Origin of the sequence: Amycolatopsis umgeniensis, assembly GCF_014205155.1 — a bacterium.
GTDB lineage: Bacteria > Actinomycetota > Actinomycetes > Mycobacteriales > Pseudonocardiaceae > Amycolatopsis > Amycolatopsis umgeniensis.
The window spans coordinates 4,005,737-4,032,209 of the sequence record NZ_JACHMX010000001.1; the positions used below are offsets into that span (position 1 = coordinate 4,005,737).

General features: G+C 69.1%; 24 protein-coding genes and 1 tRNA gene. 14 read left to right on the forward strand and 11 right to left on the reverse strand.

What is annotated here, in order from left to right; all coding sequences use genetic code 11:
- The first annotated feature begins 12 nt into the window (after positions 1-12).
- Genes HDA45_RS18570 through HDA45_RS18580 form a run of 3 tightly spaced genes read left to right on the forward strand, consistent with a single transcriptional unit; the run spans position 13 to position 3,988 of the window.
- Entirely contained in the window at positions 13-2,754 is a 2,742-nt protein-coding gene (locus HDA45_RS18570) for an FtsK/SpoIIIE domain-containing protein (RefSeq protein WP_184897015.1), read from the forward strand.
- Entirely contained in the window at positions 2,747-3,118 is a 372-nt protein-coding gene (locus HDA45_RS18575) for a hypothetical protein (protein WP_184897017.1), read from the forward strand. The genes HDA45_RS18570 and HDA45_RS18575 overlap by 8 nt, the downstream gene beginning before the upstream one ends.
- A 51-nt stretch (positions 3,119-3,169) precedes the next feature.
- On the forward strand, positions 3,170-3,988 hold the full coding sequence (locus HDA45_RS18580; RefSeq protein ID WP_184897019.1) for an LLM class flavin-dependent oxidoreductase: 819 nt from the start codon (positions 3,170-3,172) through the stop codon (positions 3,986-3,988).
- A gap of 62 nt (positions 3,989-4,050) precedes the next feature.
- On the opposite strand, the gene HDA45_RS18585 is transcribed toward HDA45_RS18580, so the two are convergent.
- On the reverse strand, positions 4,051-6,537 hold the full coding sequence (locus tag HDA45_RS18585) for an endonuclease/exonuclease/phosphatase family protein (protein WP_343072099.1): 2,487 nt from the start codon (positions 6,535-6,537) through the stop codon (positions 4,051-4,053).
- Between the two features lie 173 nt (positions 6,538-6,710).
- On the opposite strand from HDA45_RS18585, the gene HDA45_RS18590 reads away from it, so the two are divergent.
- Positions 6,711-8,033 (forward strand): BNR-4 repeat-containing protein, encoded by a 1,323-nt coding sequence (locus HDA45_RS18590; RefSeq protein WP_184897021.1) that lies wholly within the window; start codon positions 6,711-6,713, stop codon positions 8,031-8,033.
- A 208-nt stretch (positions 8,034-8,241) separates the two neighbouring features.
- Here the strand turns inward: HDA45_RS18590 and HDA45_RS18595 are convergent, their stop codons facing one another.
- The gene (locus tag HDA45_RS18595; protein ID WP_184897023.1) at positions 8,242-8,688 is read right to left on the reverse strand and encodes a limonene-1,2-epoxide hydrolase family protein; all 447 of its coding nucleotides are present in this window, start codon (positions 8,686-8,688) and stop codon (positions 8,242-8,244) included.
- A gap of 93 nt (positions 8,689-8,781) precedes the next feature.
- Between HDA45_RS18595 and HDA45_RS18600 the strand changes: the two genes are divergently transcribed.
- Both HDA45_RS18600 and HDA45_RS18605 read left to right on the forward strand, forming a co-directional pair.
- Positions 8,782-9,336 (forward strand): DUF305 domain-containing protein, encoded by a 555-nt coding sequence (locus HDA45_RS18600; RefSeq protein WP_184897025.1) that lies wholly within the window; start codon positions 8,782-8,784, stop codon positions 9,334-9,336.
- A 42-nt stretch (positions 9,337-9,378) separates the two neighbouring features.
- Positions 9,379-9,466, forward strand: a tRNA-Ser gene (locus HDA45_RS18605).
- Between the two features lie 47 nt (positions 9,467-9,513).
- Here HDA45_RS18605 and HDA45_RS18610 read toward each other — a convergent pair.
- The 3 genes from HDA45_RS18610 to HDA45_RS18620 all read right to left on the reverse strand — a co-directional run bounded on the left by HDA45_RS18610 (position 9,514) and on the right by HDA45_RS18620 (position 10,763).
- Positions 9,514-9,720: a CsbD family protein gene (locus tag HDA45_RS18610; protein ID WP_184897027.1), complete on the reverse strand. Its 207-nt coding sequence runs from the start codon at positions 9,718-9,720 to the stop codon at positions 9,514-9,516.
- An 84-nt stretch (positions 9,721-9,804) separates the two neighbouring features.
- Positions 9,805-10,257 (reverse strand): deaminase, encoded by a 453-nt coding sequence (locus tag HDA45_RS18615; RefSeq protein ID WP_184905775.1) that lies wholly within the window; start codon positions 10,255-10,257, stop codon positions 9,805-9,807.
- A gap of 23 nt (positions 10,258-10,280) precedes the next feature.
- A complete protein-coding gene (locus HDA45_RS18620; protein ID WP_221471173.1) occupies positions 10,281-10,763 on the reverse strand; it encodes a tRNA adenosine deaminase-associated protein in 483 nt (160 codons plus the stop codon).
- A gap of 76 nt (positions 10,764-10,839) precedes the next feature.
- On the opposite strand from HDA45_RS18620, the gene HDA45_RS18625 reads away from it, so the two are divergent.
- The 6 genes from HDA45_RS18625 (at position 10,840) to HDA45_RS18650 (ending at position 17,134) form a co-directional block, all read left to right on the forward strand.
- The gene (locus HDA45_RS18625) at positions 10,840-12,069 is read left to right on the forward strand and encodes a M20 metallopeptidase family protein (protein ID WP_184897031.1); all 1,230 of its coding nucleotides are present in this window, start codon (positions 10,840-10,842) and stop codon (positions 12,067-12,069) included.
- Positions 12,070-12,101: 32 nt separating this feature from the next.
- The gene (locus tag HDA45_RS18630) at positions 12,102-12,572 is read left to right on the forward strand and encodes a heme-degrading domain-containing protein (protein ID WP_184897033.1); all 471 of its coding nucleotides are present in this window, start codon (positions 12,102-12,104) and stop codon (positions 12,570-12,572) included.
- A 327-nt stretch (positions 12,573-12,899) separates the two neighbouring features.
- Positions 12,900-13,823 (forward strand): dihydrodipicolinate synthase family protein, encoded by a 924-nt coding sequence (locus HDA45_RS18635; protein ID WP_184897035.1) that lies wholly within the window; start codon positions 12,900-12,902, stop codon positions 13,821-13,823.
- Positions 13,824-13,968: 145 nt separating this feature from the next.
- A complete protein-coding gene (locus tag HDA45_RS18640; RefSeq protein ID WP_184897037.1) occupies positions 13,969-14,994 on the forward strand; it encodes a fatty acid desaturase family protein in 1,026 nt (341 codons plus the stop codon).
- A 133-nt stretch (positions 14,995-15,127) separates the two neighbouring features.
- Positions 15,128-16,471, forward strand: a complete 1,344-nt coding sequence (lysA, locus tag HDA45_RS18645; RefSeq protein ID WP_184897040.1) for a diaminopimelate decarboxylase — start codon at positions 15,128-15,130, stop codon at positions 16,469-16,471.
- A 168-nt stretch (positions 16,472-16,639) separates the two neighbouring features.
- Complete coding sequence (locus HDA45_RS18650; protein ID WP_184897042.1) at positions 16,640-17,134, forward strand: Lrp/AsnC family transcriptional regulator; 495 nt, start codon at positions 16,640-16,642, stop codon at positions 17,132-17,134.
- Between the two features lie 71 nt (positions 17,135-17,205).
- Here the strand turns inward: HDA45_RS18650 and helR are convergent, their stop codons facing one another.
- Positions 17,206-19,410 carry an RNA polymerase recycling motor ATPase HelR gene (helR, locus tag HDA45_RS18655; protein ID WP_281400788.1) on the reverse strand — a complete coding sequence of 735 codons (2,205 nt, stop codon included), beginning with the start codon at positions 19,408-19,410 and terminating at the stop codon, positions 17,206-17,208.
- 177 nt (positions 19,411-19,587) lie between these two features.
- On the reverse strand, positions 19,588-21,411 hold the full coding sequence (locus HDA45_RS18660; protein ID WP_184897044.1) for a LamG-like jellyroll fold domain-containing protein: 1,824 nt from the start codon (positions 21,409-21,411) through the stop codon (positions 19,588-19,590).
- 77 nt (positions 21,412-21,488) lie between these two features.
- On the opposite strand from HDA45_RS18660, the gene HDA45_RS18665 reads away from it, so the two are divergent.
- Positions 21,489-21,989: a hypothetical protein gene (locus HDA45_RS18665; RefSeq protein ID WP_184897046.1), complete on the forward strand. Its 501-nt coding sequence runs from the start codon at positions 21,489-21,491 to the stop codon at positions 21,987-21,989.
- Between the two features lie 12 nt (positions 21,990-22,001).
- On the opposite strand, the gene HDA45_RS18670 is transcribed toward HDA45_RS18665, so the two are convergent.
- A complete protein-coding gene (locus HDA45_RS18670; protein ID WP_184897048.1) occupies positions 22,002-22,466 on the reverse strand; it encodes a DUF6328 family protein in 465 nt (154 codons plus the stop codon).
- Positions 22,411-23,385 carry a DMT family transporter gene (locus HDA45_RS18675; protein ID WP_184897050.1) on the reverse strand — a complete coding sequence of 325 codons (975 nt, stop codon included), beginning with the start codon at positions 23,383-23,385 and terminating at the stop codon, positions 22,411-22,413. Before HDA45_RS18675 ends, HDA45_RS18670 begins: the two co-directional genes overlap by 56 nt.
- 125 nt (positions 23,386-23,510) lie before the next feature.
- On the opposite strand from HDA45_RS18675, the gene HDA45_RS18680 reads away from it, so the two are divergent.
- Positions 23,511-24,062 (forward strand): superoxide dismutase family protein, encoded by a 552-nt coding sequence (locus HDA45_RS18680; protein WP_184897052.1) that lies wholly within the window; start codon positions 23,511-23,513, stop codon positions 24,060-24,062.
- On the opposite strand, the gene HDA45_RS18685 is transcribed toward HDA45_RS18680, so the two are convergent.
- On the reverse strand, positions 24,059-24,460 hold the full coding sequence (locus tag HDA45_RS18685) for a TIGR03667 family PPOX class F420-dependent oxidoreductase (RefSeq protein WP_184897054.1): 402 nt from the start codon (positions 24,458-24,460) through the stop codon (positions 24,059-24,061). The two genes, HDA45_RS18680 and HDA45_RS18685, sit on opposite strands and share 4 nt — an antisense overlap.
- A gap of 43 nt (positions 24,461-24,503) precedes the next feature.
- Positions 24,504-26,450 carry a DUF2339 domain-containing protein gene (locus HDA45_RS18690; protein ID WP_184897056.1) on the reverse strand — a complete coding sequence of 649 codons (1,947 nt, stop codon included), beginning with the start codon at positions 26,448-26,450 and terminating at the stop codon, positions 24,504-24,506.
- Positions 26,451-26,473 lie beyond the last annotated feature (23 nt).

Sequence of the window (26,473 nt, forward strand, 5' to 3'; positions counted from 1 at the left end):
CGGCGAGCCGGTATGGGCAGCAAAGCGAGTGAACAGCGCAATCGCGTCGTTACGGCGCTGGAGCGGGTCCGCCACCAGATCGGGCTCGTCCTCGGCGCCGCCGCCGGTGCCCGCCAGTCGGCCGAGGCGGAACTGGCCAAACTGGAACTGGAACAGCGCATAGTCCGGGTGGGGATGAACAACTCCACTTCGGACCAGTACGCCGAATGGTCGCGGCATCCCGCCGCGAACGAGGTGTTCGGGCAGCTCGGCAGCGTGCGCGGCCAGTTCTACGCGGACTGGGAAGCCGGGCCGAACGCGCTGCGCGACCTGGTCGCGAACAACGCGCCCGGTCCCGCCGGTCAGCAGCCGGGGAACTGGCTGGGCCGCGTCGGCGGGAATCCCGGCATCACCGCGCCGGGGCTGTGGCGCATCGGCTCGGCGACCGTGCCGGGCAAGGACGTCCCGCGCACGTTCGACGTCGCGATCCCCCTGCTCGACGAGTCGCATCTGTCCATCAACTCGGCACCGAAGACCCGGGCCGCGGTGGACGGCATCGTGCAGAACCTGCTGATGCGGATCCTGAGCACGTTCGAACCCGGCGCGGTGCGCATCCACCTGTGGGACGTCGGGCAGCTGACGGCGATCCTGCCCGACCTGTACCCGCTGAGCCGCACGAGCGCGCTCACCCTGTACGACCCAGGGCGGCTCGAGGACCTCCTCGACGAACTGGCCGGGCACATCCGCCGCATCCACGCGACCGGGATGCAGGCGGGGCACACGTCGCTGCGGGAAATCCGGCGGGCGAGCGGACAGCGCGTCGAACCGTTCCGCGTCGCGGTGCTCTACGGCAACGGGGAGACCCTCGAACCGGAACGGGCCCGCGAGCTCAAACGCGTCGCCACCGGGGCACTCGCGGCCGGGATCTGCCTGATCCTGATCGACGTGCCGACCATGCTGTCGACGTCGGTCGAATCGCTGAGCCTGCACGACGACAGGCACGCCGTCAGCAGCATGACCGGCCCCGACCTGATCGTCGACCTCGACCAGCCGATGCCGTCCGGGCAGGTCATCCGGGCCGCCGGTCGGATCGCCGAAGCGCTGATCGCCAAACAGGGCGGGCCCCGCGCGTTCGCCGACCTCCTGCCCACCGAACTGGGCAAGGAGAGTTCGGCGCGGGAACTGCGGGCGCCGGTCGGCTTCTTCGAGGGCGAGGCGGTGGAGGTCGTCATCGGCGACGCCAGCCCGCACGTGCTCATCGGCGGGCCGAGCGGTTCGGGGAAGACGAACTTCCTGTACTCGCTGCTCGGCAGCTTCGCGGCCCGCTACTCGCCGGACGAGCTGGCGCTGTACCTGCTGGACTTCAAGGAAGGCGTGTCGTTCGCCGGGCTCGCGCCGGGGCGGCGGGACGCCAGCTGGCTGCCGCACGCCAAGCTCATCGGGGTCAACGTCAACACCGACCGCGAGTTCGGCTTGGCGCTGCTGCGCTACCTCGCCGACGAGCTGCGCCGCCGGTCCGCCGCCGCGAAACTGCACGAGGTCACCAACCTCGCGGACCTGCGCGAGCAGGATCCCGGCGGGCACTGGCCGCGGATCGTCGCGGTGATCGACGAGTTCCAGTACCTGTTCGCCGGCCGCGACGGAGTGACCTCGACGGCGACCCAGCTGCTGGAGGACATCGCGCGGCGAGGCCGGTCGCAGGGCATCCACCTGGTGCTGGCGAGCCAGGACGTCGCCGGGATCGAGGCGTTCTGGGGCAAGCCCGCGGTGTTCGAGCAGTGCACGCTGCGGATCGCGATGCCGAAGGCGCGGCGCGTGCTGTCCGAGACCAACAACGCGGCGGTCTCGGCGCCGAAGTGGCATGCGGTGATCAACCACGATTCCGGTGTGGCGCACGGGAACCAGCTCGCCCACGTCCCGGACGCGAGCAGCAAGGACGTCTTCGTCAAGCTTCAGCACCGGTTGTGGGAGCGATACTCGGAGTCGTTCAAACGGCCCCGGCTGTTCGACGGCGCGCATTCCCCGGTGCTGGAACAGTTCCCGGCGTTCAACGATCTCAAGCCGACGAAGAAACCGCGAGCGCTGCTCGGCCAGTCCATCGACGTCGACGAGGCCGCCTGCGGGGTCGACCTGCCGAAGGCGCCGGGGCGGAACGTCGCCGTACTCGGCGCGGCCACGGCGGAGGCACTGTCCATCATGGACTCGGCCGCACGTTCGCTGGCCCGTCAGCATCCGCACGGTTCGGTGGAGTTCGTGCTGTCGTGCCCCATCGAGGCGTCACTCCCGGCGGTGACCGAGCTGGCCGAGCGACTGCGTGCGGAGGGCCACCGCGCGACACTGGTCGACGATCTGCCCTCCCGGGTAATCGATATCGCGGAGAATTTGTCCACTTTGGACAGAGCGCAAGTGTTGCTGCTGTACGGCGTCGACGCCTCGATCCCCGCGCTGGAGGCCAAGGCGCCGGGCCAGCTCAAGAGCGGCCTGGACCAGCTGCGGGTGCTGCTGAAGCAGGGGCCGGGGCATGGCGTCCACACCATCGGCTGGTGGCGCAGTATCGCGCGGCTGAAGGACACGCTCGGCTTCGCGGGCACCGACGACATCGGCTCCTGGGCGGCGCTGGACGTCCAGGGCAACGAACTGTCGCCGTTCGCCGCCGGGCAGGTCGTGCACTGGTCACCGCGACCGGGCCGCGCGCTGTTCTTCGACCGCACCACCCACGGCGCCCCTGAGGTGATCATCCCGTTCCAGCGTCCGGAAGGGCTTCTCGATGGATGACGGCATCACCGCGGCCATGCGGTACAAGGAGATCGTCGGCCTCGCGCGCGCCTCGGCGGAGAACCTCCGCGGCTGGGAGGTCGCCCGCGCGGACGAACTGGAGGCCCGCCTCGCGGAGGCGCACCAGTCCGTCGCGGACGCCGCCGAACGCGAGCAGCGCGCCGTCGACAGGGCTTCCCGGTGGTGGAAGATGGCCCAGCACAACGTCGAGGGCCTCACCTGGCTGCCGGACGACGAAGACCCGCAGCCGGTGCCGACAGCGCGGCCCGGGTACCTGGAGAAGTACCTGGAAGAGGTCAAGCCGAGCTATCAGGAACTCGTACAGGCAGTTCTTTCCCTGGGGTGGCGGGCCAAACGCTCTTAGTTCGCTTTGAGCGGAGGGCTTCCGGGGCCGGACGCGGGCAGGATCAGTGGTATGACCACCAGATCGTTCCGCTTCGGCGTCATCGCCGCGGTGAACCCGGAGCTCGGACCGTTCACCGAACTGGCGCGCCGGACGGAATCCCTCGGTTACCACACTTTGCTGGTCCCGGACCCGGTCGGCGGGCTGGACCCGCTCACCGTGCTGCCCGCGGGATTCGCGGTGACCTCGGAGCTGCGCCTCGGCACGTTCGTGCTGGCCAACGCCTTCCGTGACCGGTATCAGCTGGACTGGCAGGCGCGCAGCCTGCACACGATGTCCGGTGGGCGGTTCGAGCTCGGCCTCGGCACCGGACGCCCGGGCGCGGAGATCATCGCCGCCGGACTGAAACGTCCGTTCGGCACCGGCTCCCAGCGGCTGGCGGACCTCGCCGCGACGGTCGACCAGATGACGAGCGCGCGGGACAGGCCGCCGCTGCTGATCAGCGGTGCGGGCCCGAAGGTGCTGGATCTCGCGGCCCGGAAGGCCGACATCATCACGCTGGCCCTGCCTCCGCTGAGCGACGCCAACGTGGCGCAGTCCTTGGTGGATCTCGTCCGCGGTTCGGCGGGAGACCGCTTCGGCGACATCGAACTGGGGCTGAATCTGCTGGCGATCGGGGCCGAGCCGACGCCGTGGATGCGGCAGGCACTCGGTGTCGACGCGCCCGATCTGGCCGCCGCCGGCGCTGTCACCGTGCTGCCCGGCGACCCCGCCGAAGCGGCCGACGTCCTGCGCGCGCGACGGGAGACGCTGGGCGTCTCGTACGTGAAGATCAACGCCGCGGCCCTCGACGCTTTCGCGCCGGTGGTGGCCGAGCTTCGCGGCACCTGAAGCGCGTGAAGGCCCCCTTCCCTCGGCTGAGCCGAGGGAAGGGGGCCTTCACGCGCTTTGAGCTACGGCTTCGGCAGGTAAGGGCCGAGCACCTTCTCCAGGTAGTCCGCCAGGTCGTAGAACGCGTCCTGGACCGGGTTGCCCGCGCTCGGCCGGAACCGCAGCACCTGCGGGTCGTGGTCGCTCGCCTGCTGGGCGAACTCGGCGTTCAGGTGGACGACGTCGTAGTCGGTCCCGCGCGGCGCCTTCGACGCCAGGATGTGGTCCAGCACCTGCGACTGACCCTCGAAAACGTAGCTGTACCGCTCGTTTTCGGGCAGCGACGCGATGAGGTCCTTCAGCGCGCCACCCGCGGTCAGCGTCTTCACGGCGGGCGAGAACGGGTAGTCGTTCAGGTCACCGGCGACGACGATGTTCGCGTTCTTGTCCGACGCGAGCAGCTTGTCGATGAAGCCGCGCAGCACGGTCGCCTGCTTGGCCCGCTGTACCTCGGAACTCCGGACCGGCGGCTGGTTGCGGCCGTGGGTCGGCTGGTCGCCGCCCTTGGAGTTGAAGTGGTTCGCGATGACGAACACGGTGCGGCCCTGGAAGACGAACTCGCCGACGAGCGGCTTGCGGCTGGCCGCCCACGCCTCGTTGGCCGGGTCGACGCGGCCGGGCGAAACGGTCAGGTGGGTCTTGCCGCGTTCCTTGACCACGTCGACCGGGGTGGTCGCGGTGCCACCAGGACGATCCACAAAGGACACTCGAGCGGGGTTGAACAGGAAGCCGACGCGGATGTTGCCGCCCGGCTGGCCGCCGTCCTTGCCGTTCTCCGGGTCGATCTGACGCCACTCGTAGCGCGGGCCGCCGGCGGCGACGATCGCGTCGACGAACTTCTGCAGCGTCTGGTCCGCCACGACGGTGCCGTCGTTGGCCGGACCGTTGTTGTCCTGGATCTCTTCCAGGTTCAGGATGTCCGGCTTCGCCAGGTTGGTGGCGATGGCCTTGGCCAGCTCGCCGAACTTCTCCACACTGTCCAAAGCAGACAGATTCTCGACGTTGTAGGTGGCCACCGAAAGTTCACCGCTGCGCTGCGCGCGGGTGCTCTCTCGCTTCAGCCCGTTGTCCTTGGTGGCACCCAGCTTCGTCGCGAACAGCGTGTAGCCGCCGAAGTTGCTGTACTCGACCGGGCCGGAGGTCTCGCCGGTGAGCACGTCGCCGGTGTTGACCTTCGGGAACGGCACCTCGGCGAACGGGATCAGCGACGCGACCTTGAGCACACCGGTGTTGAGCCGGTCGTAGTCCAGGTACACCGCGCCGCCGCGGACACTCGGGTTCTGCTTCGGCTTGGTGGTCACGTAAAGCTCGTTGAACGACGACGTCGGGCCGACGACGCGCGCGTCGGAGACGCTGACGATCTCGCTCTCGTGCGCCTCCCAGAAGTCCAGCGAGTACTTCGCGGGCTCCAGCGGAAGCGGCTCGATGGTCCCGCCAGGAGCGGGGGCGACGGTGTCCGGGACCGAGTCCGGCGTGACGACGGTCGCGGCGGGCAAAGCGTTCCTGCTCGAATCGACCGTCCACTGTGCACCCGTCAGCTCGGTGAGCGACTGGTACGGCGAGGTCGCGGGCGCGTCCGGGTAGAACTCGCGGATGGTGCCGGTGGCGGTCACGGCGTCACCCACGGCCACGGCGGGCGTGGTGGAGCCGGTGAAGACGAACAGGCCCTCGCTGGTGCGCGGGTCGGCGTCGGGAGCGGTGTCGGTGATCCAGAACCCGCGCGCCGAACCGAAACTCCGGATCGCGGTCACGACGCCGGTGACCCCGGCGACCTTCTGGTCCTTGAACGGCGAGATCCGGGTGGTGCCCTGGATGTCGTGGATCTTCGCGTTCACCGGCGGCGGGCCGGTCTCGCCCGGCGTCTCGCCCTTGGAGTTGGTCGGGGTGGGGGCGCCGGAGGTGAAGTCGGCGGCGTTGTCGTCGGTGTCCACCAGCGCCGCCGCCCTGGCGACGGACGTGGTGTTGGACGGCGCGGGCGCCGGGGCCCCCTCGCGGATGACGGCGGCCGGGCCGAAGCCTGCCAGATCCTTGATCCGCGTGTCGGCCGCGCAATCGGCGGCGGTCTTGCAGGTCAGCGCCGTGGTGCCCTGGACGAGCGCGATGGTGCCCGCCGTGGCGGACAGCGGGATCGTCCCGGTGGCGTCCGGGGTCGGCAGGGCGACACTGCCGCCCGCGCCCTTCGCCTCCGCGACCAGGTACCGCGCGCCCGGGGCGACACTTCCGGTCAGCGGCGTGACCTGCCAGCTGTTCCCCGACGCGGGCGCGTACTGGACGCTGAAGCCGTCGAGGCTCACGGCCGCCGCGCCGCGGTTGGCGAGTTCGATGAAGTCGTTGCTCAGCGTCGCACCCGAGTTGCCGCCACCGCCGTAGATTTCGGCGATCACGGCGTCGGCGCTGGGCGCGGCGAGCGCGGCCGGAGCGGCTGCGATGGCAGCACCGCTCACGACCAGGCCGGAGGTGACGGCCACGGTCAGGGCCCGTCTCCTGGCAGCACGGCGGGATGTGGTCACGCTGAGTCCCCTCTTCGCAAGATCGGTCGAGGAATACTCCCCCGAACAAGTGAAATGAGGAAGACGACCAGACAACGATTCGTGACGGCTAGCCCGTTCGGACTCTGGTTCCACCGTGTTCTCCCGTGCGAGGATCAAGGTCCGCCGCCTGCTACGCACCAGGAGGCGTTTTCATGCGCAGACTTCTTTGCGCGCTCATCCCACTCCTCGCGGCAGGTCTCGTGACCCCCGTTTCCGCGGCGGCGGAGACCGGGTTCGAGGTGATGACCCCGGCGAGCACGGTCGCGTCCCGCACGGACAGGCGTCCGAACGCGGGCGGCGTTTACGACCCCATCGCGCGCAAGACGTTCATCTCGTGGTCCGGCAAGGCCGCGGACACCTACGTCCAGGCCTACGACCACCGGACCGGTGCCTGGACGGCGCCGAAGAAGATCGCCGACGGCGAGTCCGATCCGCACAACTACCCGACGATGCTGCTCGCCGGCGACGGTCACCTGCTGATCTTCCGCGGCATGCACAACACGCGCACCGTGATCAGCCGCGCGCCGCGGGCCCATTCGCTGGACGGCACCTGGACCGACACCGAGGTCCCCCAGGGCGACTCGGCGAGCTACCCGATGCCGGTCAAGACCGTCGACGGCACGCTGTTCCTGTTCTATCGCGAGACCACCAACGAGCTCGATCCGCAGGCGAACACCGACTTCCGCCCGATGAAGTACCTCGTGTCCCGCGACAACGGGAAGACGTGGAAGAACTCCGTGCAATTGACCGGGAAACAGTGGGCGTTCGGCTCGCTGGGCCGGGCCGACCACATGGACGAGATCTACGTCGGCCAGCTGCGGTACCTGCCGTCGTCCGGACGGATCCAGTTCGTCTACACCCTCGCGGGCGGCGGGCCGACGCAGCACAAACACGACGTCTACCACCGGAACGTCTACTACCTGTCCTTCGACGTCCGCACCCTGCGCTTCTTCTCCGCGGCGGGCCGCGACCTCGGCACCCAGGTCGATGACGCCGAGCAGGAGCGGTACCTCAAGGTCGTCGAAACCCCGCTCGAACTCCCCGGCGGGCTCAAGTCGCCGGACTACATCCTGCAAGTCGGCACGCAACGCGACGGCAAGCCGTTCGTCACCTGGTTCCAGTTCGACGCCGCGGGCTCGCCACGCGATTTCGCGGGCGCGTGGAACGGCCGGAACTGGGAAGTGCGCGAAGTCGCGAACGGACTCCGCTTGCGCGAGATCGAACAGCTCAATGGCGGCACTTGGCGCGTTTACGGAACGCGGGACGGACAACCGGGCATCGAAACGTTCTTGCTCGAGAACGGACGTACCTGGAAGCCGGAAACCTTGATCACCACAGCGAAACCGGTCCAGCGCGTCGAAGTGATCGCCGGCTTCCGGGATCCCGCCCGCATTCTGGCGACCGGCGCGTCCAGTGCGCGTGACGTCTCCGTGGCCGACGGTGACATTTATGTTGCGGGAACCCCGGGCAAATAGCCCATTGGTGTTTCCCTGCCTTAAATGAACCTCAAGTCCGGGTACAACCGGGCAATTCCGGAGTTACCTTTGGCGGTGTGAGCGAGGGCACACTCAGACGCTCGCCGGGGAGGGCGAGCAGGGGGAACTGGGGGCGCACCGCCGGTGCACGGGACCCGTCGGGGGAGGACGGAGCCCGTACACCGGCGGTGTGTCGTTTCCGCTCGCTTCAGCGCCCGAGTTCCGGCCGCGCCCGGTACTTGCCGATGAGCGACTTCGCCCCGGCGACGGCGGCCTTGCCCGCGCCCTTCGCGCTCGCGGCCAGGAACGTCGTCCAGTCGAGGTAGTCGCGCCACAGCACGATGCGGCCGTCGCGCACCTCGAACGTGCCGCACACCCAGAACTCCGCCTCCCACGCCCCGCGCCGGAGGACGTCGGTGCGCTCGGTGAGCACGATCGGGCCGTCGGCGGCGATGTGATGGGTGCGCGCCTCGAACCCGCTGCCGTAGCGGGCCATGGTGCGCAACTGCTTCTCCACCGCCGAGAGGCCGCGAGCCGGGGGAAGCGGGACGTTCTGGTACACGATGTCGATCGCCACGAAACTCAGCGCACGGTCGATGTCGAGCTCTTCGAGGGCCTGAAGGAAACCGGTCACCACGGTCTTCGGATCCGTCATGTCCATGGAGGCTAATCCGATTTTGAACCGCCGGAAGGTCACAGCCGTATCACAGAGCGGAGGGGCCGGTTCCCCACGACTACGGAGGTATCGATGCGACGGCGACTGCCGATGGCACTGTTCGGACTGGTCGTCTGGGTGCTCGCGGGCTGCTCGACGGCCACGGGCGCCGCACCGGCGGCACCGGGAACCCCCGGCGCCAACCAAGCCGACATCACCTTTTCCCAGCAGATGGTCCCGCACCACCAGCAGTCGATCCAGGTCGCGAACCTGGCCTCGGAACGGTCTGCTTCCGAGTACGTGAAGGCCACCGCGGCCAAGATCGTCAAGGCCGAGTCGGCCGAGGTCCAGACCATGACCGGCTGGCTGCAATCGTGGAACGCGGCGGTGCTCCCCGCGGCGGGCCACGCCGGGCACGCGATGCCGGGGATGATCACCGCGGGGCAGGTCGCCTCGCTGCAGAACATGACCGGCGCCGAGTTCGACAAGACTTGGCTCCCGCTGATGGCCGAACACCTGCGCAACGGCGTCGCGATGGCCAAAACCGTGCTGTCCTCGGGCGAGCACGCCGAGACGAAAGCGCTGGCACAGGAGATCGTCGAGAACCAGACGGCGGCGATCGACGAGATCACCGCGCAGCTTTCTTGACCCCCTGAAGGCCCCGGAGAGCCCTCCGGTATTGTTCTCGGCGGTGGCGTGTCCGAGCGGCCGAAGGAGCACGACTCGAAATCGTGTGACGGCTAATAACCGTCCGTGGGTTCAAATCCCACCGCCACCGCAGCGAAGAGCCGGTCTCCACGGAGACCGGCTCTTCTGCGTGTGGGCCTACTTGTTGAACTTGTCCTTCAGCTCCTGCACGCCGCCTTCCGCGCGGTCGCGCAGGTCGTGCCCGGTCTCCTTGACCTGACCTTCGGTCTGGTCCGCCCGGCCGGAGTTCGCGAGGTCCTGGTTGTCGGTCTTCTCGCCGAGCTTCTCCTTGGCGGCGCCGATGGCCTGCTCGGCCTTGTCCTTCGCCTTGTCGAAAACGCTCATGGCGGATGTTCCTCCTTCGACTGCGGCCGCCGTTTGCGGCCGCGTGATCTTGGGATACCCGCCGAGCCGGAACCGACACATCTGTCACCCGGTGCGGTTACCCCGCCGCCCGTGGAAGAAGGTTTCGAGCAGGGCCGCGCATTCGGGCTCCAGGACCCCGCCGACGACCTCCGCGCGGTGACTGAGCCGTCTGTCGCGGACGACGTCCCACAGCGACCCCACGGCCCCGGTCTTGGGCTCCCAGGCGCCGAAGACGAGCTTCTCGACCCGCGCCATCACGAGGGCGCCGGCGCACATCGTGCAGGGCTCCAGCGTGACCGCGAGCGTGCAGCCCTCGAGCCGCCAGCCGTCACCGTAGATCTTGGACGCGGCCCTCAGCGCGAGGATCTCCGCGTGCGCCGTCGGGTCCCCGAGTTCCTCACGGGCGTTGCGCGCGGAGGCGAGCGGGGTCCCGTCCGGGGCCAGGACGACCGCGCCGATCGGCACGTCGTCGCCCGCACCCCGCGCCGCCGCGATCGCCGCCTGGACGGCGGCGATGTCGGCGGCGGAGGCGGAGGGGCTCAGATCTCGTCCAGGATCTTGGTGAACTCGGCGGCGAATCCGCACCGCTGCGCGACCATCTGGAGTTGTTCGTCCGGATAGAGGTCGACCTCGCCGACGATCACCTGGAGCTCGGCCCCCGGCAGACCGAGATCGGACAGGATCTCCAGATCGCCTTCCGGCCAGACCGCCTCGTCGTCCTCGTCCGGTGGATCGACTCTCAGCACGTCGAGGACGTCGGCGGCGATGTCGTAGTCGAGCGCCGCGGCGGCGTCGGACAGCAGCAGCGAGGGTCCTCTGGGACTCGGCCGGACGATCACGAAGAACTCGTCGTCGATCGCCAGCAGCCCGAAGGCGGCACCGGTCGAACGCAGTTTGCCGAGCTCGGTGATCGCAGCGTCGAGTTCGGCGAGTGCCCCTGGATCAAGAGAGCTGCACCGCCACCGACCGTCCTCCCGCACCACGGCCACCGCGAACCCCGTGATCGGCTCTTGCACCGCCATGCGCACACCGTATTCCGCCCGCATTCGGAACGCACGCACGGTGCGCCCGAAGCGCCGCATGCGCCACTATCGAGACATGACCGGACCCACCGACCTGCCCACGCTCCCCGATGCGCGCTTCGCCGGTTTGCTGGACGAAGCCCGCGCGCTCCAAGCGAAAACCGTAGAGCTCCGCCGGGAGATCCACCGGAATCCGGAGCTCGGCCTCCACCTGCCGAAGACCCAGGCCTCGATCAAGGCGGCGCTCGAGGGCCTGCCGCTGGAGATCACCGAGGGCAAATCGACCACGTCGCTGACCGCCGTCCTCCGGGGCGGGAAGCCGGGTCCGGCGATCCTGCTCCGCGGCGACATGGACGCGTTGCCGCTCCAGGAGGACACCGGCCTCGACTTCGCCTCCGACGACGACGGCGTGATGCACGCCTGCGGCCACGACACCCACGTCGCGATGCTGGCGTCGGCGGCGCGGCTGCTCAGCGAGCACGCCGGCGAACTGGCCGGGTCGGTGGTGTTCATGTTCCAGCCGGGCGAAGAAGGCGAGCACGGCGCGCGTCACATGATCCACGAGGGCGTGCTCGACGCCGCCGGTGAGCGCGTCGAAAAGGCTTTCGGCCTGCACATCTTCACCCAGGTCGAGTCCGGCATCGTGCAGACGCGGCCGGGGCCGATCATGGCCTCGGCGAACAGCTTCCACGTGAAGGTCACCGGCCGGGGCGGCCACGGTTCGGCGCCGCACCAGGCGATCGACCCGGTGCCCGCGGCGGCGGCGATCGTCACCGCGCTGCAGACGATGGTGACCCGCAAGGTGAGCGTGTTCGAGCCCGCTGTGGTCTCGGTCACCCGCATCGAAGCCGGGACGACGACGAACATCATCCCGGAGACGGCGTTCCTGGAGGGCACGATCCGGACGCTGTCCGAGCGGACGCTGGCGTTCGTGCGCGAGGAACTGCCGAAGGTGTGCGAGGCGGTCGGTGCCGCGCACGGTGTCCGCGTGAGCGCCGAAGTCGTCGCCGGCTACCCGGTCACGGTCAACGACCCGCGGGTCGCGGGCCGGGTGCTGGAGCTGGCGGCCGAGGTCCTCGGCGCCCGCAACGCCGGGGTGATGGAGAACCCGGTGATGGGCGCGGAGGACTTCTCCTATGTCCTGCAACGCGTTCCGGGCGCCTTCGCCTTCCTCGGCGCCTGCCCGCCCGACGCCGACCTGGACACGGTCGAGGCGAACCACTCGAACCGGGTGGTCTTCGACGAGGACGCCATGGCCAACGGCGTCGCGATGTACGCCGCCTTCGCCCTGGACGCACTTCGGTAGCCATTACACAACAGTGTTGATTTAATGGGGTCATGAGCGATGACACCCTGGCCGTCCTGGCCGCGCAGGAGGAGCGCCTGGTCTTCAGCCGATTCGACAACGAGACCGCGCTGAAGCTGGGCATCCACCTGCTCACGGCGGCACGGGACCGCGCCCTTCCGGTGACGGTCTCCGTGCGCCGCGGCGGGCAGCGCCTGTTCCACGCGGCGCTGCCGGGCACCTCGGCCGACAACGACGCGTGGATCGACCGCAAGAGCCGCGTCGTCGACCGCTACGGGCACAGCTCGTTCCTCGTCGGCGAGCAGTTCCGCGCGAAGGGCACGACGTTCGAGGCCGACTCTCGCCTCAACCCGGATCTGTACGCCGCCCACGGCGGCGTGTTCCCGGTGCTCGTCGACGGCGTGGGGCCGGTCGGCACCGTCGGGGTCTCGGGTCTACCGCAGGCCGAGGATCACGCCTTCGTCGTCGAGCAACTGGAAGCCTTTCTCGCCGGACTGTCCTAAGTAGACAAGCCACAGGGTTGTCCACAGGTTGTTCACGTGTGGACAACCCCGGGTGACAGCGACGATGCCGAGCCCGGCACCGCACTCGCGTGACCAAGCCCGGAACTCGCGTGATCGGGGACGTGACTCGCGTGATCAGACACCGCACATTCAAGTGCGGTGTCCAGACACGCGAGTTCCGTCCCCAATCACGCGAGTCACGCCTTTGATCACGCGAGTCACGCCTTCGCTCCGACTCCAACTGGACACCCGTCCCATCTTTCAGGACGCCTGACCCGAATCCCTTTCGTGCTAGCGTGAGCTGTCACATCATATATCAGATCGGACATGCCAGTGGGCTCGCTTTCCCGGTTCGACGAGCGGAAACGGCGGCTGGCCGGGGTGGTGGCCATCCCGGTCACCCCGTTCGACGCCGCCGGCGCCGTGGATCCGGAGGCCTACGGGCGGCTCGTCGAGCGGGTGATCGACGGCGGCATCGACGTCGTGACGCCGAACGGGAACACCGGCGAGTTCTACGCGCTGGACGAGGCCGAGGCGCGGCACTGCCTCGAGCTGACGGTCGAGGCAGTGACCGGGCGGGCGAGCGTGGTCGCCGGTGTCGGGCACGACGTGAGGACGGCGATCGGCGCGGCGCGGCACGCGCGGGAGGCGGGCGCCGAGCTGATCATGATCCACCAGCCGGTGCACCCGTACGTCTCGGCGGAGGGCTGGGTCGAGTACCACCGCGCCATCGCGGCGGCGGTGCCGGAACTGGGTGTCGTGCTGTACGTGCGCGACCAGTCGATCGACGGCGGGCGGCTGGCCCGGCTCGCCGACGCCGCCCCGAACGTCATCGGGGTGAAGTACGCCGTGCCGGATCCGGTGCGCTTCGCCTCGGTGGCGCGGGACGCGGGGCTCGCTCGCTTCGTGTGGATCGCCGGGCTGGCGGAGCTGTCCGCGCCGGCTTACTTCGCCGTCGGCGCGACCGGGTTCACGTCGGGGCTGGTGAACGTCGCGCCGTCGCTCTCGCTGGAGCTGTTCCGCGCGCTGCGGGACGGTGACTTCCGCGGCGCGATGGCCCGCTGGGAACGCGTCCGGCCCTTCGAAGAGATGCGGGCCGCGGACGGGAACGCCAACAACGTGAGCGTCGTGAAAGAAGCCTTGGCACAACTGGGTTTCTGCCGCTCCGACGTACGCCCGCCGAGCCGCCAGCTGACCGGTGGCGAACGGGGCCGGGTCGCCGCGGTCCTCGAAGAATGGGGACTGCGCTAGGGGAAAGTTTCCCTGGACGTCCTTCACTGTATGCCTGATGGTGCCGCTTTGGTGAATTGTGCCCGGTTCCCCCGCGTGCGACTCTGAGCGGAGACCGCGGCCCTGGATCGACCGACCTCACCAAACCAGAACGGTGTGATCTCCCATGACCGCGACCGCACCCTTGGACCAACCCGCCAAACAGGGCAGCGACTTCGCCGAACTGTCCAAATTGGTCAAAGAAGCCGGCCTTCTCGACCGGCGGCGCGGGTACTACACGGTGAAGATCGTCTTGAACCTGCTCGCTTTCGCGGGCGGCTGGGTCGCGTTCGCACACCTCGGGGACTCCTGGTGGCAGCTGTTCCTCGCCGCTTTCTTCGCGATGATGTTCACGCAGCTGTCCTTCATCGGCCACGACGCGGGGCACAAGCAGATCTTCCGCGGCCGCAAGGCGAACGACGTCACCGGCTTCGTCCACGGTGGACTGACCGGGCTCAGCTACGGCTGGTGGATCGGCACGCACACCCGCCACCACGCCAACCCCAACCACGAGGACGAAGACCCGGACGTCAACCTCGCCGCGCTCATCTTCACCAAGGCCCAGGGCACCGAGCGGCGTGGTTTCCTGCGCTGGATGGCGAAATACCAGGCTTTCCTGTTCTTCCCGCTGCTGTTGCTGGAGGGCCTGAACCTGCACGTGTCGAGCGTGACGGCGATCTTCCAGCGCGGTTTCAAGCGGCGGAAGCTGGAGTCGGCGCTGATGCTCGCCCACGTCGCCGCGTACCTGACCGCGGTGTTCGTGGTTCTTTCGCCCGGGGTCGGCTTCGCCTTCATCGCCGTGCACCAAGGCCTTTGGGGCGTGTACATGGGCTGCTCGTTCGCCCCGAACCACAAGGGCATGCCGACGCTGTCGGCCGGGCACGAACTCGACTTCCTGCGCAAGCAGGTGCTCACCTCACGCAACGTGCGCGGCGGGCCGGTCGTGGACTTCGCCCTCGGCGGGCTCAACTACCAGATCGAGCACCATCTCTTCCCGAGTATGGCGCGGCCGAACCTCAAGCACGCTGAGGTGATCGTGCGGGAGTTCTGCGCGAAACGCCGCATCGACCACGCGCGATGCGGCTGGGCGGCGTCGTACGGACACGTGCTCCGGCATCTGCACGAGGTCGGGGCGCCGCTGCGCGCGAGGTGACCGGGGTTACTCGCGCGTTAACAACGCGTCAGCGAGACCCTCGAAGGCGTCAGGGAGATGTTGCCGGAGCGGCCGCGCCGGGCCGATCGGAGTTGTGCTGACGGAGCACTGACCGATCGACGCGGAGGTAACCGTGACGCTCAGCGAGCTCCTTCCCAGCCTCGGCTGCGAGGCCGCCGACCACCTCGAACCGGGGGTCTGGCCGCGGAGCACCCGGCTCGGATCCGGCGGGGAACTGCTGTTCGCCGGCGCGCCGGTTTCGCACCTCGCCGCGAGGTTCGGCACACCGGCGTACCTGCTCGACGAGGACGAGGTCCGGCAGAACGCCCGCGCGTACCGCCGGGCGCTGCCGGACGCCGAGGTGGCGTACGCGAGCAAGGCGCTCTGCACCCGCGCGGTCCTGCGCTGGGTCGCGGAGGAAGGGCTTTCACTCGACACCTGTTCGGCGGGTGAGATCGCGGTCGCGCGGTCGGTCGGTTTCCCCGCCGAGCGGATCCTGCTGCACGGCAACGCGAAGACCCCCGAAGACCTCAAGGCCGCGTTGTCCTACGGCGTCCGCCGGATCGTGGTGGACTCACTCGACGAGATCGAACAGCTCGGGGCGCTCGCCACCGGCGCGCAGCAAGTGCTGATCCGCGTCACACCCGACGTCGCGGCCGGCACGCACGCGGCGATCACCACCGGCACCGAAGGGCAGAAGTTCGGCTTCTCGCTGCGTGAAGAGGTTCGCGACAACCTCGGCCGGGCCGTCTCCGCCGTACTCGCGCAGCCGGGGCTCCGCCTGGCCGGGCTGCACTGCCACATCGGTTCGCAGGTGTCCCGTGTGGACTTCTACGAGCAGGCCGCCCGGAAGATGATCGGGGTGCTCGTCCGGCTCCGCGAGACCCACGGCGTCACGCTGCGGGAACTGGACCTCGGCGGCGGGCACGCCGTCCGCTATCTGCCCGGCGACACGGGTTTCGACATCGACGGTTATGTGCGTCGTCTGCGTGTCGCACTAGCCTATGAATGCACGTCACACGCCTTCCCCCCGCCGAAACTGACGATCGAACCCGGCCGCGCGATCGTCGGCCCGGCGGGTATCACCGTGTACCGGGTCTGCGCGGTGAAACGCGGTTCGCGCACCTTCGTCGCCGTCGACGGCGGGATGAGCGACAACGCTCGGCCCGCGCTCTACGGGGCGGCGTACACCGCGCGCCTGATCGGCAGGCGCAGCCGCGCGGCGAGGCGGCCGATGACGGTGGTCGGACGGCACTGCGAATCGGGCGACGTCCTCGCGGACGGGCTCGCGCTGCCCGACGACGTCCATCCGGGCGATCTGCTGGCCGTCCCGTGCACCGGGGCATACCACCACTCGCTCGCGTCGAATTACAACCTCGTCGGCAGGCCGCCGGTCGTCGGCGTCTCACGCGGTACCGCGACCCTGCTGGTCCGGCGCGAAACCGAGGAAGACCTGCTGAAACGCGACCTCGGCTGACTCGCCTTCCGAAAACCTCGGCGCCCTCCCTGTCGCGCGACAGAATCCTTCGCACGACGGCTTCGAGAAAGAGAATCGCGACAAACAACTTAACGGCGGTAGCATTCTAGACATTGATCGATACGCTGCGCGACAAGAATCGCATGCCGAAACAAAGGGAGGGACGGCATGGGTGACGAACCACGCGCGCAGATGGAGCAGCGCACACCTAGAGGTTTGGACAATACCGATCGCACTCTGATCGCTCTACTGCAAGTCGACGGGCGGGCCTCGTTCACGGCACTGGCCAAGGCCGTCGGTCTGTCGGAGGGCGCCGTACGGCAGCGCGTCCAACGACTGTTGCGGGACGAGACGATGCAGATAGTCGCGGTCACGGATCCGGCGAACGTCGGGCTCGGCCGTCAGGCGATGGTCGGGATCAGAGTCCAAGGCGATCCGCGAGCTGTCTCCGACCAGCTCTCCGGATTGCCGGACGTCCATTACGTCGTGCTCACGGCAGGTAGCTTCGACTTGCTCGCCGAGGTCGCCTGCCGCGACGACGAACATCTGTTGAGTGTGCTGAACGACGACATCCGGCCCATCCCGGGTGTCATCAGCACCGAGACGTTGGTCTACTTGAAACTCGCAAAACAGACATATGCCTGGGGCAACCTGACTCGGTAGCCCCGGTGGGGGGTCGTGAGTGTTTCGGGTGATCCGAACAACCCAAAGCACTCACGACACCTTGGCACCCCCTAGACACAGCGCAGATACGCGTCCGGAGTCCGCCGCCCGGAATCAAGACCGCGGAGGACCTTCGGCAACACCCCGCGATACAAGACCCCGAGCCGTTGCGTCGCCCGCGTCAGCGCGACGTACAGTTCCGCCTCACCGCTCGGGCCTTCCGCCAGGATCCGCTCCGGCTCCACCACCAGGACGGCGTCGTACTCCAGGCCTTTGGCCGCGGACGGCGCGATCGCTCCCGGCACCCCCGGCGGCCCGATGACCACCGCCGTCCCCTCGCGCCCCGATTCCTCGCGGGTGAACTCCGCGACGGCCTCCGCTATGTCCACTTCGGACAGTCGGCGGGCCCACGGCCGCACACCGCACGAACGCACCGACTCCGGCGGCACGACACCCGGGGCGAAGCTCGCCAGCAGCGAAGCCGCCACCGCCATGATCTCCGACGGCGTCCGGTAGTTGACGGTCAGCTTCCGGTACACCCAGCGGTCGGCGACGTACCGGGAGAGCATCGCGTCCCAAGACCGCGCACCGGACGGCGAACGACGCTGCGCCAGATCCCCGACCACGGTGAAAGACCGGCTCGGGCAGCGCCGCATCAGCACCCGCCAGTCCATTTCGGACAGTTCCTGCGCCTCGTCGACCACGACATGGCCATAGGTCCATTCCCGGTCGGCGGCGGCACGTTCGGCCAGATCCCGATCGTCGCGTTTGGCGAAACGCTCCGCCAGGTCCTCGGCTTTCACCACGTCCGTCGGCCGGAGCGCGAACTCGTAGTCGTCGTGATCCTCCTCGACCTCGATCAGTTCCAGCACCCGCTCGGCGTATTCCTTCCGTGCCAGCTGCCGCCGCTCTTCGGCCCGACGCTCGGCGGTGCCGTCCCAGCCGAGCAGCTCGACGGCTTCGTCCAGCAGCGGCACGTCCGACACCGTCCACGCGGACGCGTCCTCGCGGAACAGCGCCGGATCGGCCCCGGCCGCCCGCAACCGCTCCGGCGAGGCGTAGAGGTCGGCGAGCAGCCGCTGCGGTGTCAGCACCGGCCAGAGGCGATCGAGCACCGCGCCGAGCCCCAAGCTGCCTTCCAGATCGTGTCGGAGGTTCTTCAGCATCTCCGGACGGGTGTGCCCGTCGTCCTTCGGCAGCCAACCCGTCCCGATCCGGTCGACAGCGCGTGTGGCGAGTGCGAAGACCACCTCGCGTTCGAAGACGGCCTTCGCCTCGTTGTGCAGGAGGCCGCTGTCCCTGGCCACCTCGCGCGCGGCCGCCGCGACCTCGGCGTCGAGCGGCACGGTGACGCCGTCGAGCTCGATCGGCTCCGGCTCGGACGGCAGTTCCTGCCGATCCCGCACCGCCGCCTCGAGCACGTCCACGATCGCCAGTGAACCCTTGAGCCGCTGGACCGCCGGCGGATCCTCGCGTTCGGTCCGCAGCCCGGCGACGAGACCGCCCGGCGTCGCGAACACGGCGCTCGTCTCGCCGAGCGACGGCAGGACACGGCCGATGTGGTCGAGGAAGCCGCTGCTCGGCCCGACGACGAGCACGCCGCGGCGTTCCATGCGCTCCCGCTTCGTGTACAGCAGATACGCCACCCGGTGCAGCGCCACCGCCGTCTTGCCGGTGCCGGGGCCGCCCTCCACGACGACGACGCCCGCGTGGTCGAGGCGGATGACCTCGTCCTGCTCGGCCTGGATGGTCGCGACGATGTCCCGCATCCCCTCGCCACGTGGCGCGTTGACCGCGGCCAGCAGCGCGACGTCACCCCGTTCCCCCGCCGATTCCGGACGGCCGAAGACCTCGTCGGTGAAATCGAGGACCCGGCGGCCGAGGGTGCGGAACTGACGACGTCGAGACATTCCTTCGGGGGACGCGCCCGTCGCGCAGTAGAACGCGCGCGACGCCGGTGCCCGCCAATCCAGCACCAAAGGTTCGTAGTCGTTCCCTTCGTCGAAAAGGCCGATCCGGCCGACGTACGTCCGCCCGCCCGAAAGGGCGTCCAAACGGCCGAAACAAAGGCCTTCGTCGGCGATCCTCAGCCTGGCCATCTCGCGGGATTTCGTGCTGACGGAGACTTCCCTGTCGGAGAGCGCGAAGCCTTCTCCCCGCAGGGCACCGGCATACGCCTCACCGACCCGCGTGCGCTCGGTGTCCAGCCGCTCGTAGAGCGACTCGATGTACTCCCGTTCGGACCGCAATTCCTCGTCGTACCCCTGATTTGACAAGTTCCCCTCACAGCGGTTAGACTACTTGAGTATTCGGCGTTCCAATCAGCATTCTCGATTGGGCGCCGATTTTTTATTGTCCACCACTTGTCAAGAGGGACCCGGTATTCCTCCGGAAACGATCGTGCGCGATAATGGGGACCGCGGCCCGCCATTACCGCGCACGATTCGCGCCACTCAGCCGAGCATGAACTCGCGCGGGTCGAGAGCCCGCCCCACCACCCGGACGTCGCCGAGCCAGCCGTGGAACGCCTGCTCGACGATCGAGTCGTAGGCGTAGGCACCGATCAGCCAAGAGCCACCGGGATTCGCGATCCCCGCCGCCGCCGTCTTCGGGTTCCGCAGCACCGGGCACCCGTCGACGTAGAGCATCGTGCGCCTGCCGTCGTTGACGGCGGCGACATGGATCCATTCCTTCAGTGTCAGCTCGTGGCCCCAGCAGGTGGAGATCCCGTTCTGGTTCACCGGGAACACCGCCCACTGGAACGCGGCACCGTCCGAAAGGGACAGGGTGGCCGAAGGCTCGCCGGGATCGTCACCGGTCTTGCCCGCCTTGCCGCCGGAACCCTGCCTGCCGAAGATCGCGGCCCAGGAATGCTTGCCGTCCTTGAAATCCTCGGGCAGTTTCACGAACGCCTCGACGGTGTAGCCGCGCGCGAACGTCTCCGTGTTCATCGGCGCGGAGTCCGCCGTGCGCAGATACGCGCCGCGAGCCGGTTTCTTGCCGCCGTCGAACCGGAGACTCGACCTCGAGGGCTGCCGTCCGGAGAACTCACCGGAGAAGCGCAGCGTTTCGGCGGCGCTGCCGGGCAGGGTCACGCGGACCAGGTCGTTCCCCCTGCCGGACAGGTCACGGACACCATCGACAGCGCTGACGGGCGCGCCGTCACGGCCTTCGAACCGCCAGTACGCCACGGTCCCCCGGATCAGCTGCCGTTCGGCGGGCCGCGCGGGCGGGACCGCGACGGGGGCGAAACCGGCGAACCTCGTGTCGAAATCGACCTCCAGGCTGAAGTAGTCCGCCGGGCCGGTGCGTTCGATCTCCTGCCGCTGCAACTCGTTCAGCCGCGGCGCCTGATCGGCGAGCCACGGCGAGACCGTGCGGACGTCGATCACGTTCCGCGTGAGGTCGAACCGGTAGAGCCGGATCATCGCGCTGCCGCCGTAGTAGCGGTCCTGGTAGTTGGTGATGTGCAGGTGGACGTCGTTGCCCGCCTTGTTGCGTTTCACCGCGCGGCCAGGCGGCCAGTAGTGGCCGTTGAGCGTCAGGAAGATCTGGTCGTTCCCGTCGATCAGCTCGTCCCACACCTTCTGCCCGAACTCGGAAAGCCGAGCCTGACCGGCCTCGTCGGCCCATACCAATTCATGGATGGTCAGGATCGCCGGGAGCCGCGGGTTCCGCGCGAGGATCGACCGCGCCCATTCCAGCCCGCCCGCCGACGGCCGCCAGTCGAGCGCGAGCAGCAGCCACTCGCGTCCACCCGCGCGGAACACGTGGTGGCTGTTGTAGCCGTCCGGGCTCGCGCCGCGGAAGGTCCGCGAACCCCGTTGCCGCCGCGGGCCGAACGCGTCGAGGTACGGCGTGCGGCCGCGCTGGTCGTCGGTCGAGGACTCGATGTCGTGGTTGCCCGCCAGCGTGCTGTACGGGAACCGGCGCCGGTCGAGATGCTGGAAAGACCGGCTGATCTGGTCGAACTCGCCCTGCTGCCCGTTCTCGGTGAGATCGCCGAGATGCGCCAGGAACACGATGTTCTCGTCGCCGCCGGTGACGTACCGCAGCGTGGCGTCCAGTGGCGCGGGATCGCCGCGGTCGGCGTCGAAGAGGTACTGGGTGTCGGGCAGGACAGCGAGGGTGAAGCAAGCGTCTTCGGCGTCGGGGCCGTGATGGCCGAAGGACGCGGAAGCCGCCGGGGCACCGAGCGTGGGCAACGCGGACACCGCCGCACCGGCGCCGAGCAGGCCCGCACCGCGCAGGAAGGTCCGTCTGGAGGAGTCGTTCACGGCCGCAACCTACGGTCGCGGAGGCAACGCGTCCCGAACCGCGGATGAACACTTGCTCCGCTCGGTAGCTTCGTCACATGGGGAACGTCAAACGCTGGCCCGTGCTCACCGGGGTCGGTGTGGTGGTGGCCGCGGCCACCTGGTGGATCGTGGACGAGATGCCGACGGTGGACGAAACCGTCGCCAGGGAAGCGCTGCCGCCGATCGACGAGCATCTGCGCGCGAACTCGGGTTCCGGCGGCGCCGAAATCCGCTGGGTGTGCACGCAGAAGGTGATCGAGACCCGCCCGGACGGCGATCAGGTCAAGATCGGCCTGGTCGCGAACTGCGACGAGGTCGCCAAGGAAGGCGACGGACTCGTCACGCTCGGCGGATTCCGCCGTCAGCCGATGGTCTACCGCGTCGAACGCACTCCCGGTGGGTACCGGGTGCTCGACCGGAGGGTCGCGGAGGACGGCGCGGGCTACTCGCGTTCGGTCAAGGCGATGTTCTCGTGGGTCGGTGCCCGCCGGGTGATCGACGGCGCGAGCCCGGACGACCCGGGGACGGTGTCGCGGGCCGCGTTCGGCCTGCCGTAGGACACGCCGTGATCAATCGCCGTTGCGGTCGATCAGCTTCGGCACCACGAACCACATGACGACGAACAGCACCGCCGTCACCACGCCGAGGATCGTCATCGCGATCGGGCCGAAGACGACCTTGGCGATGAGCGCGACGGTCGTGGTGATCGCGGCCGCGAGGCAGGCGAGCCCGATCAGGACGGACCGGTTGCCGTAGGTGAGGATCCGCTCACGGTTCCCGGTGCGGAACAGCAGCCGGTGCCACGCGGCGGGCGCCGTCAGCAGCACCGTCGAGCAGACCGTGAGCAGGACCGCCGTCAGGTGAACGGATTTCTCGAACCCGCTCGCCTCGTGGAACTCGTCGGTGAACACCACCGTGAGCAGGAACCCGAAGAGGATCTGGACACCGGCCTGCGCGACCCGGAGCTCCTGCAGGAGTTCACTGACGTTGCGGGTCAGGCGCTCGTTCTTCGTCTCTCCGGTGTGCTCGACCATGCGGCGGCTCCAAGACCATCGGTTGACGCCTGACCTTTTCATGCCAGCCGAGCGAAGTCACCGATACGACCACGACGGCGAGGCCGAGCCACTGGGTACCGGACAAATGCGCGTTCAGGAACGATACGCCGATAACGGCCGCGGTGACAGGGAACGCCAGCTCCGCCAGCGTCGCCCTGGCGGCCGGGGTCGACCGCAGGCCCACGTAGTAGAGGCTCAGCGCCAGCAGACCGGGGACCAGCGCGAGCAGGACGAGGCCGAGCGCGTTGTCCCAGCCGACCGCGAACCCGCCGCCCTGGAACGCCACGATCCCCGCCGCGACCGGGAGCCCGACGGTGAAGCGCAGGGTGGTGACCTCCTTCGGCGCCAGTTCGGTGGAGAGCAGCCTGCCGAGCACCGTCCCCGCCGCCCACAACGCGGCCGCGCCGATCGCCAGCAGCGCCGCCTTCGCGGCGGCGACCTGGATGTTCAGCGGATCCTTGAACGCCAGCAGCCAAGCGCCCAGCAGCGCCGGGATCGCGAAGAAGGCGTACCCCGGGCGGACCCGCTCACGGAGTACGAAATATGCCGCCAGAACGGCGAAAACCGGCTGAAGCTTCTGGAGCACCAACGGCGTCACGGGGTCGCCCATTTTGAAGGCGGCGGTGAACATCGCCGTCGCGAGGGCGGAAGAACCGCCGCCGATGGCGAGTACGGCCAGCCATTCCCGCGGCCCGACCCGGCGCAGCGCGCGGAAGGCTCCCGGGACGAGCGGGCTCAGGACGGCCACCACCAGCAAGTGCTCCCAGAAGACGACCGTGGCCGCCGGGAGTGCCTCGGCGAGCGGAAGCCGCAGAAGTCCGTCTGTGCCCCAAAGCGCGGCCGCGACCGCGACCAGCCAAGTGCGATCCGGAGGGTTGCTACTCACTTGTCCTTCCATCCATGCCCCCGCCGCCGCCCTCAACGGACGCGCTGACGCGCGCACTATGCTCATAGTTTGAGAATGATCGCCCGACCGAGTGACCGGTCTGGCGTGTCCGATTCGTGCGGACTAGGCAAGGGGACATGCGCCCCGTCCCCGTGCTAGCCCTAGTCCTGTCCACGGCCGCTTTGGCCCTTACTTCCGGCGCCGGGCCGGCCACCGCCTCCCCCGGATCCCGCGTGCACGTCATCACCGCCAAGAGCGGCCTCACGATCTACAAACCGGAACTGGTCCCGCCCGGCGCCCGCGCGCACGTCTTCGGGTTGACCTCGAAGGCCTACGGGACCTCGACAGCGGTCCTCGTGACCGGCCTGCTGCCCAACCGTGAATACGGCGCGCACGCGCACACCAAACCGTGTGGCGCCACCGGCGATCTCGCCGGCCCGCACTACCAGAACGTCGAAGACCCGGTGAAACCCTCGGTGGATCCGGCCTATGCCAATCCCCGCAACGAGATCTGGCTCGACCTCACCACCGACGCCTCCGGCCGCGGCGCCTCCGTGTCCAAAGTGGACTGGACGTTCACGGACCGCCGGGCCAATTCGATCGTGATCCACGAAACGCATACGCACACCGACCCGGGTCACGCCGGGACGGCGGGTGCCCGGCTGGCCTGTGTGACGGTCGGTTTCTAGAACCCCCAGGTGCGTTCCGGCCGGATCCTGATCCGGACGTTGTACTCCCTGTCAAACTTCGGGACGTCGTAGTCGATCGCGGGGTAGTGCTTCTCGTACTTGCCGAGGAAGCCCGGCTGCTCCGACGCGAGACCGTCCGGCAGGATCTCGGCCTTGCCACCGAGTACCAGGACCGAACCGCCGTACTCGTCGCTGTTGAAATGGAGGCTGACTTCGGAGTTGGCTTCGATGTGCCGGATCTTCGCCGTGTCCGGCCTGCTGAAGAGGATGACGTCGTCACCGTCGAGCACGAACCACACCGGGCGGGGCGAAGGTCTGCCCTTCGGGCTGATGGTGGTCAGCCAGGCGACTTTCTCCTTCGCCCGCTCGGCGAGTCTCGGGTCGGGTTGGTAGCTCATAAAGCGACCAACCACGCCCCACCGGCATTTCTTCCTCGTCCGCTCAGCGAGACGCGACGAGCTTCGCGTAACGCGTCCCGGCGCCGAGCAGCACCAGACCGGCGAGCAGGAAGGCGGCGACCCTGGCCAGGCCGTCGAGCGCCGAGAGGTCGAACAGGACCAGCTTCAGCACCGCCGCGCCGACCAGCACCAGACCGGTCACCCGCAGGCCGACCACCGCGATGCCGCGGATGAGCAGCACGAGCGCGGCGACCGTCCAGGACACCGTGATCACCACGTGGCCGACCAGGAAACCCGAGCGGCCGGGGACGGCCAGCAGCGCGCCGCACAGCACCATCGCGCCGGCGCCGTAGAGCGCGCAGACCCCGGCGAAGAGCCACGGCACCACGTTCTCCGACGCGGCCTTGAACAGTCCGAGCCGGTGCGCCACCCACGGAAGCGTGATCGAGACGACCAGGATCGCGACGGCCACCAGCAACGCGGCGGCGAGGTCGGCGTCCGGCCGGTTCCGGATCAGGAAGAAGAGCGTCGGCGGAACGTCGAAGGCCAGCGCGATCAGTCCGCCGATCACGGCGAAGACCAGCCCGCCGGCGAGCGCCACATGCTTCTTCGTCCACAGCGCGACCAGAGCGAGCAAGACTCCTTCGCCGATCAGGATCGCTGAGCGGGCGCTGCCGTCGAAGAGCGTCATCGTCGTCTGCAGGGCCGCGAGGAGCCCCGCGGCGCCCGCGAGGTCGCCCGTCCAGCCGTTGAGCCACTGGCCCGCCGCCCACACCCCGAGCAGCACCAGCGCGACCGACGCCGTGACGAGCACGGCCGAGGTCTTCGGCAGGAACAGCGCGGCGAGCAACGACGGCGCCGGCGCGACGGCGAGCAAGGCGAGCGCGGCGGCGTCACCGGGACGTTTGGTGGTGACGATCAGCGCGAGCGCGAGGCCGACGGCGCCCGCGGCCAGCGCGGCGGCGGTGTTGGCCGTGCTGCCGCCGAAGCCGGTGAACGCGGTGCTGAAGACCGACGCGACCAGCGGCGGGATCCCGGCGGCGACCGCGACCGACGGCCAAGACTGGCGCAGCTGCACCGGCGTCGAGGCGATCTGGACCACCAGCAGGAACGCGACCAGTTCGGGAGTGAAACCCTGCGTGATCAGCGGCGCGCAGACCACACAGCCGAGTACGACGGCCGTCGCGAGCAGCGAAGACTTCCACCGCACGGCCAGCAGCAACCCGCCGACCGCGATCAGGAGCCCGATCGCGAGACCGGCGTAGGCCGGGAGGTAGCCGTACATCGTCGTCGCGGCGATGGCGTCGAGGTACAACGCCCCGATCCCGGTCGCGGCGAGCGCGAACGCGCCCGTCCGGCCCGCCGGGGTGCGGTGCAGGCGAAGCCCGATCCCGACCAGCGCGAGACCGAGGACGGCGCCCCCGATCACCCGCGGCACCGGGCCGAACCAGCCGCGCTGGATGGCGAGCACGAGGAACAGCACGATGCCGAGCAACGTGACCGCGCCGCCGATCCAGGCCAGCAGCCTGCTTCCGGCGCCCTCTTTGCTCAGCTTCTCGCCGAGGCTGACCCGCGGGACCGGCTGGTACTGGGCGCGATACGGCTGCTGCGGCGGGTGCGGCCGGCGATACTGCTGCTGTTGCTGCTGCCACTGCGCGTACTGGGCCTGCTGGTACTGGGCCTGGTACTGAGGGTGCTGCGGGTGCGTGAAGTACCGGGGCGGGACCTGCGGCTGTTGCTGTTGCGGGACCTGCGGCTGGGGCGGCTGTTGCTGTTGCTGTTGCGGCGCCGGGGGCTGCTCCGGCGCCTGCGGTGCGGGTGCTTCAGGCGCGGGTGCTTCAGGCGCGGGCGTGGCCGGCTGTTCCGGCGCCGTCACTGTCCGGACGGTCCGCAGCTCGGTACCGACCCGCGCGAGGCGGGCCCCAAGGTCGTCGATCTCCCCGGCGAGCCTGAGGAGCACATCCCCATCGGTGGTCATGGCGAACAGCATGCGGCCTGAAGGCCGCCAAAGGA

Coding starts and splice junctions, on each gene's coding strand:
- HDA45_RS18640 (WP_184897037.1), top strand. CDS start 13,969: ATGACCGCGACCGCACCCTTGGACCAACCCGCCAAACAGGGCAGCGAC.
- HDA45_RS18580 (WP_184897019.1), top strand. CDS start 3,170: ATGACCACCAGATCGTTCCGCTTCGGCGTCATCGCCGCGGTGAACCCG.
- HDA45_RS18590 (WP_184897021.1), top strand. CDS start 6,711: ATGCGCAGACTTCTTTGCGCGCTCATCCCACTCCTCGCGGCAGGTCTC.
- HDA45_RS18620 (WP_221471173.1), bottom strand. CDS start 10,763: ATGGCGGTGCAAGAGCCGATCACGGGGTTCGCGGTGGCCGTGGTGCGG.
- HDA45_RS18690 (WP_184897056.1), bottom strand. CDS start 26,450: ATGCTGTTCGCCATGACCACCGATGGGGATGTGCTCCTCAGGCTCGCC.
- HDA45_RS18570 (WP_184897015.1), top strand. CDS start 13: ATGGGCAGCAAAGCGAGTGAACAGCGCAATCGCGTCGTTACGGCGCTG.
- HDA45_RS18610 (WP_184897027.1), bottom strand. CDS start 9,720: ATGAGCGTTTTCGACAAGGCGAAGGACAAGGCCGAGCAGGCCATCGGC.
- HDA45_RS18650 (WP_184897042.1), top strand. CDS start 16,640: ATGGGTGACGAACCACGCGCGCAGATGGAGCAGCGCACACCTAGAGGT.
- HDA45_RS18575 (WP_184897017.1), top strand. CDS start 2,747: ATGGATGACGGCATCACCGCGGCCATGCGGTACAAGGAGATCGTCGGC.
- HDA45_RS18635 (WP_184897035.1), top strand. CDS start 12,900: ATGCCAGTGGGCTCGCTTTCCCGGTTCGACGAGCGGAAACGGCGGCTG.
- HDA45_RS18665 (WP_184897046.1), top strand. CDS start 21,489: ATGGGGAACGTCAAACGCTGGCCCGTGCTCACCGGGGTCGGTGTGGTG.
- HDA45_RS18625 (WP_184897031.1), top strand. CDS start 10,840: ATGACCGGACCCACCGACCTGCCCACGCTCCCCGATGCGCGCTTCGCC.
- HDA45_RS18685 (WP_184897054.1), bottom strand. CDS start 24,460: ATGAGCTACCAACCCGACCCGAGACTCGCCGAGCGGGCGAAGGAGAAA.
- HDA45_RS18670 (WP_184897048.1), bottom strand. CDS start 22,466: ATGGTCGAGCACACCGGAGAGACGAAGAACGAGCGCCTGACCCGCAAC.
- HDA45_RS18630 (WP_184897033.1), top strand. CDS start 12,102: ATGAGCGATGACACCCTGGCCGTCCTGGCCGCGCAGGAGGAGCGCCTG.
- HDA45_RS18680 (WP_184897052.1), top strand. CDS start 23,511: ATGCGCCCCGTCCCCGTGCTAGCCCTAGTCCTGTCCACGGCCGCTTTG.
- HDA45_RS18675 (WP_184897050.1), bottom strand. CDS start 23,385: ATGGAAGGACAAGTGAGTAGCAACCCTCCGGATCGCACTTGGCTGGTC.
- HDA45_RS18595 (WP_184897023.1), bottom strand. CDS start 8,688: ATGACGGATCCGAAGACCGTGGTGACCGGTTTCCTTCAGGCCCTCGAA.
- HDA45_RS18600 (WP_184897025.1), top strand. CDS start 8,782: ATGCGACGGCGACTGCCGATGGCACTGTTCGGACTGGTCGTCTGGGTG.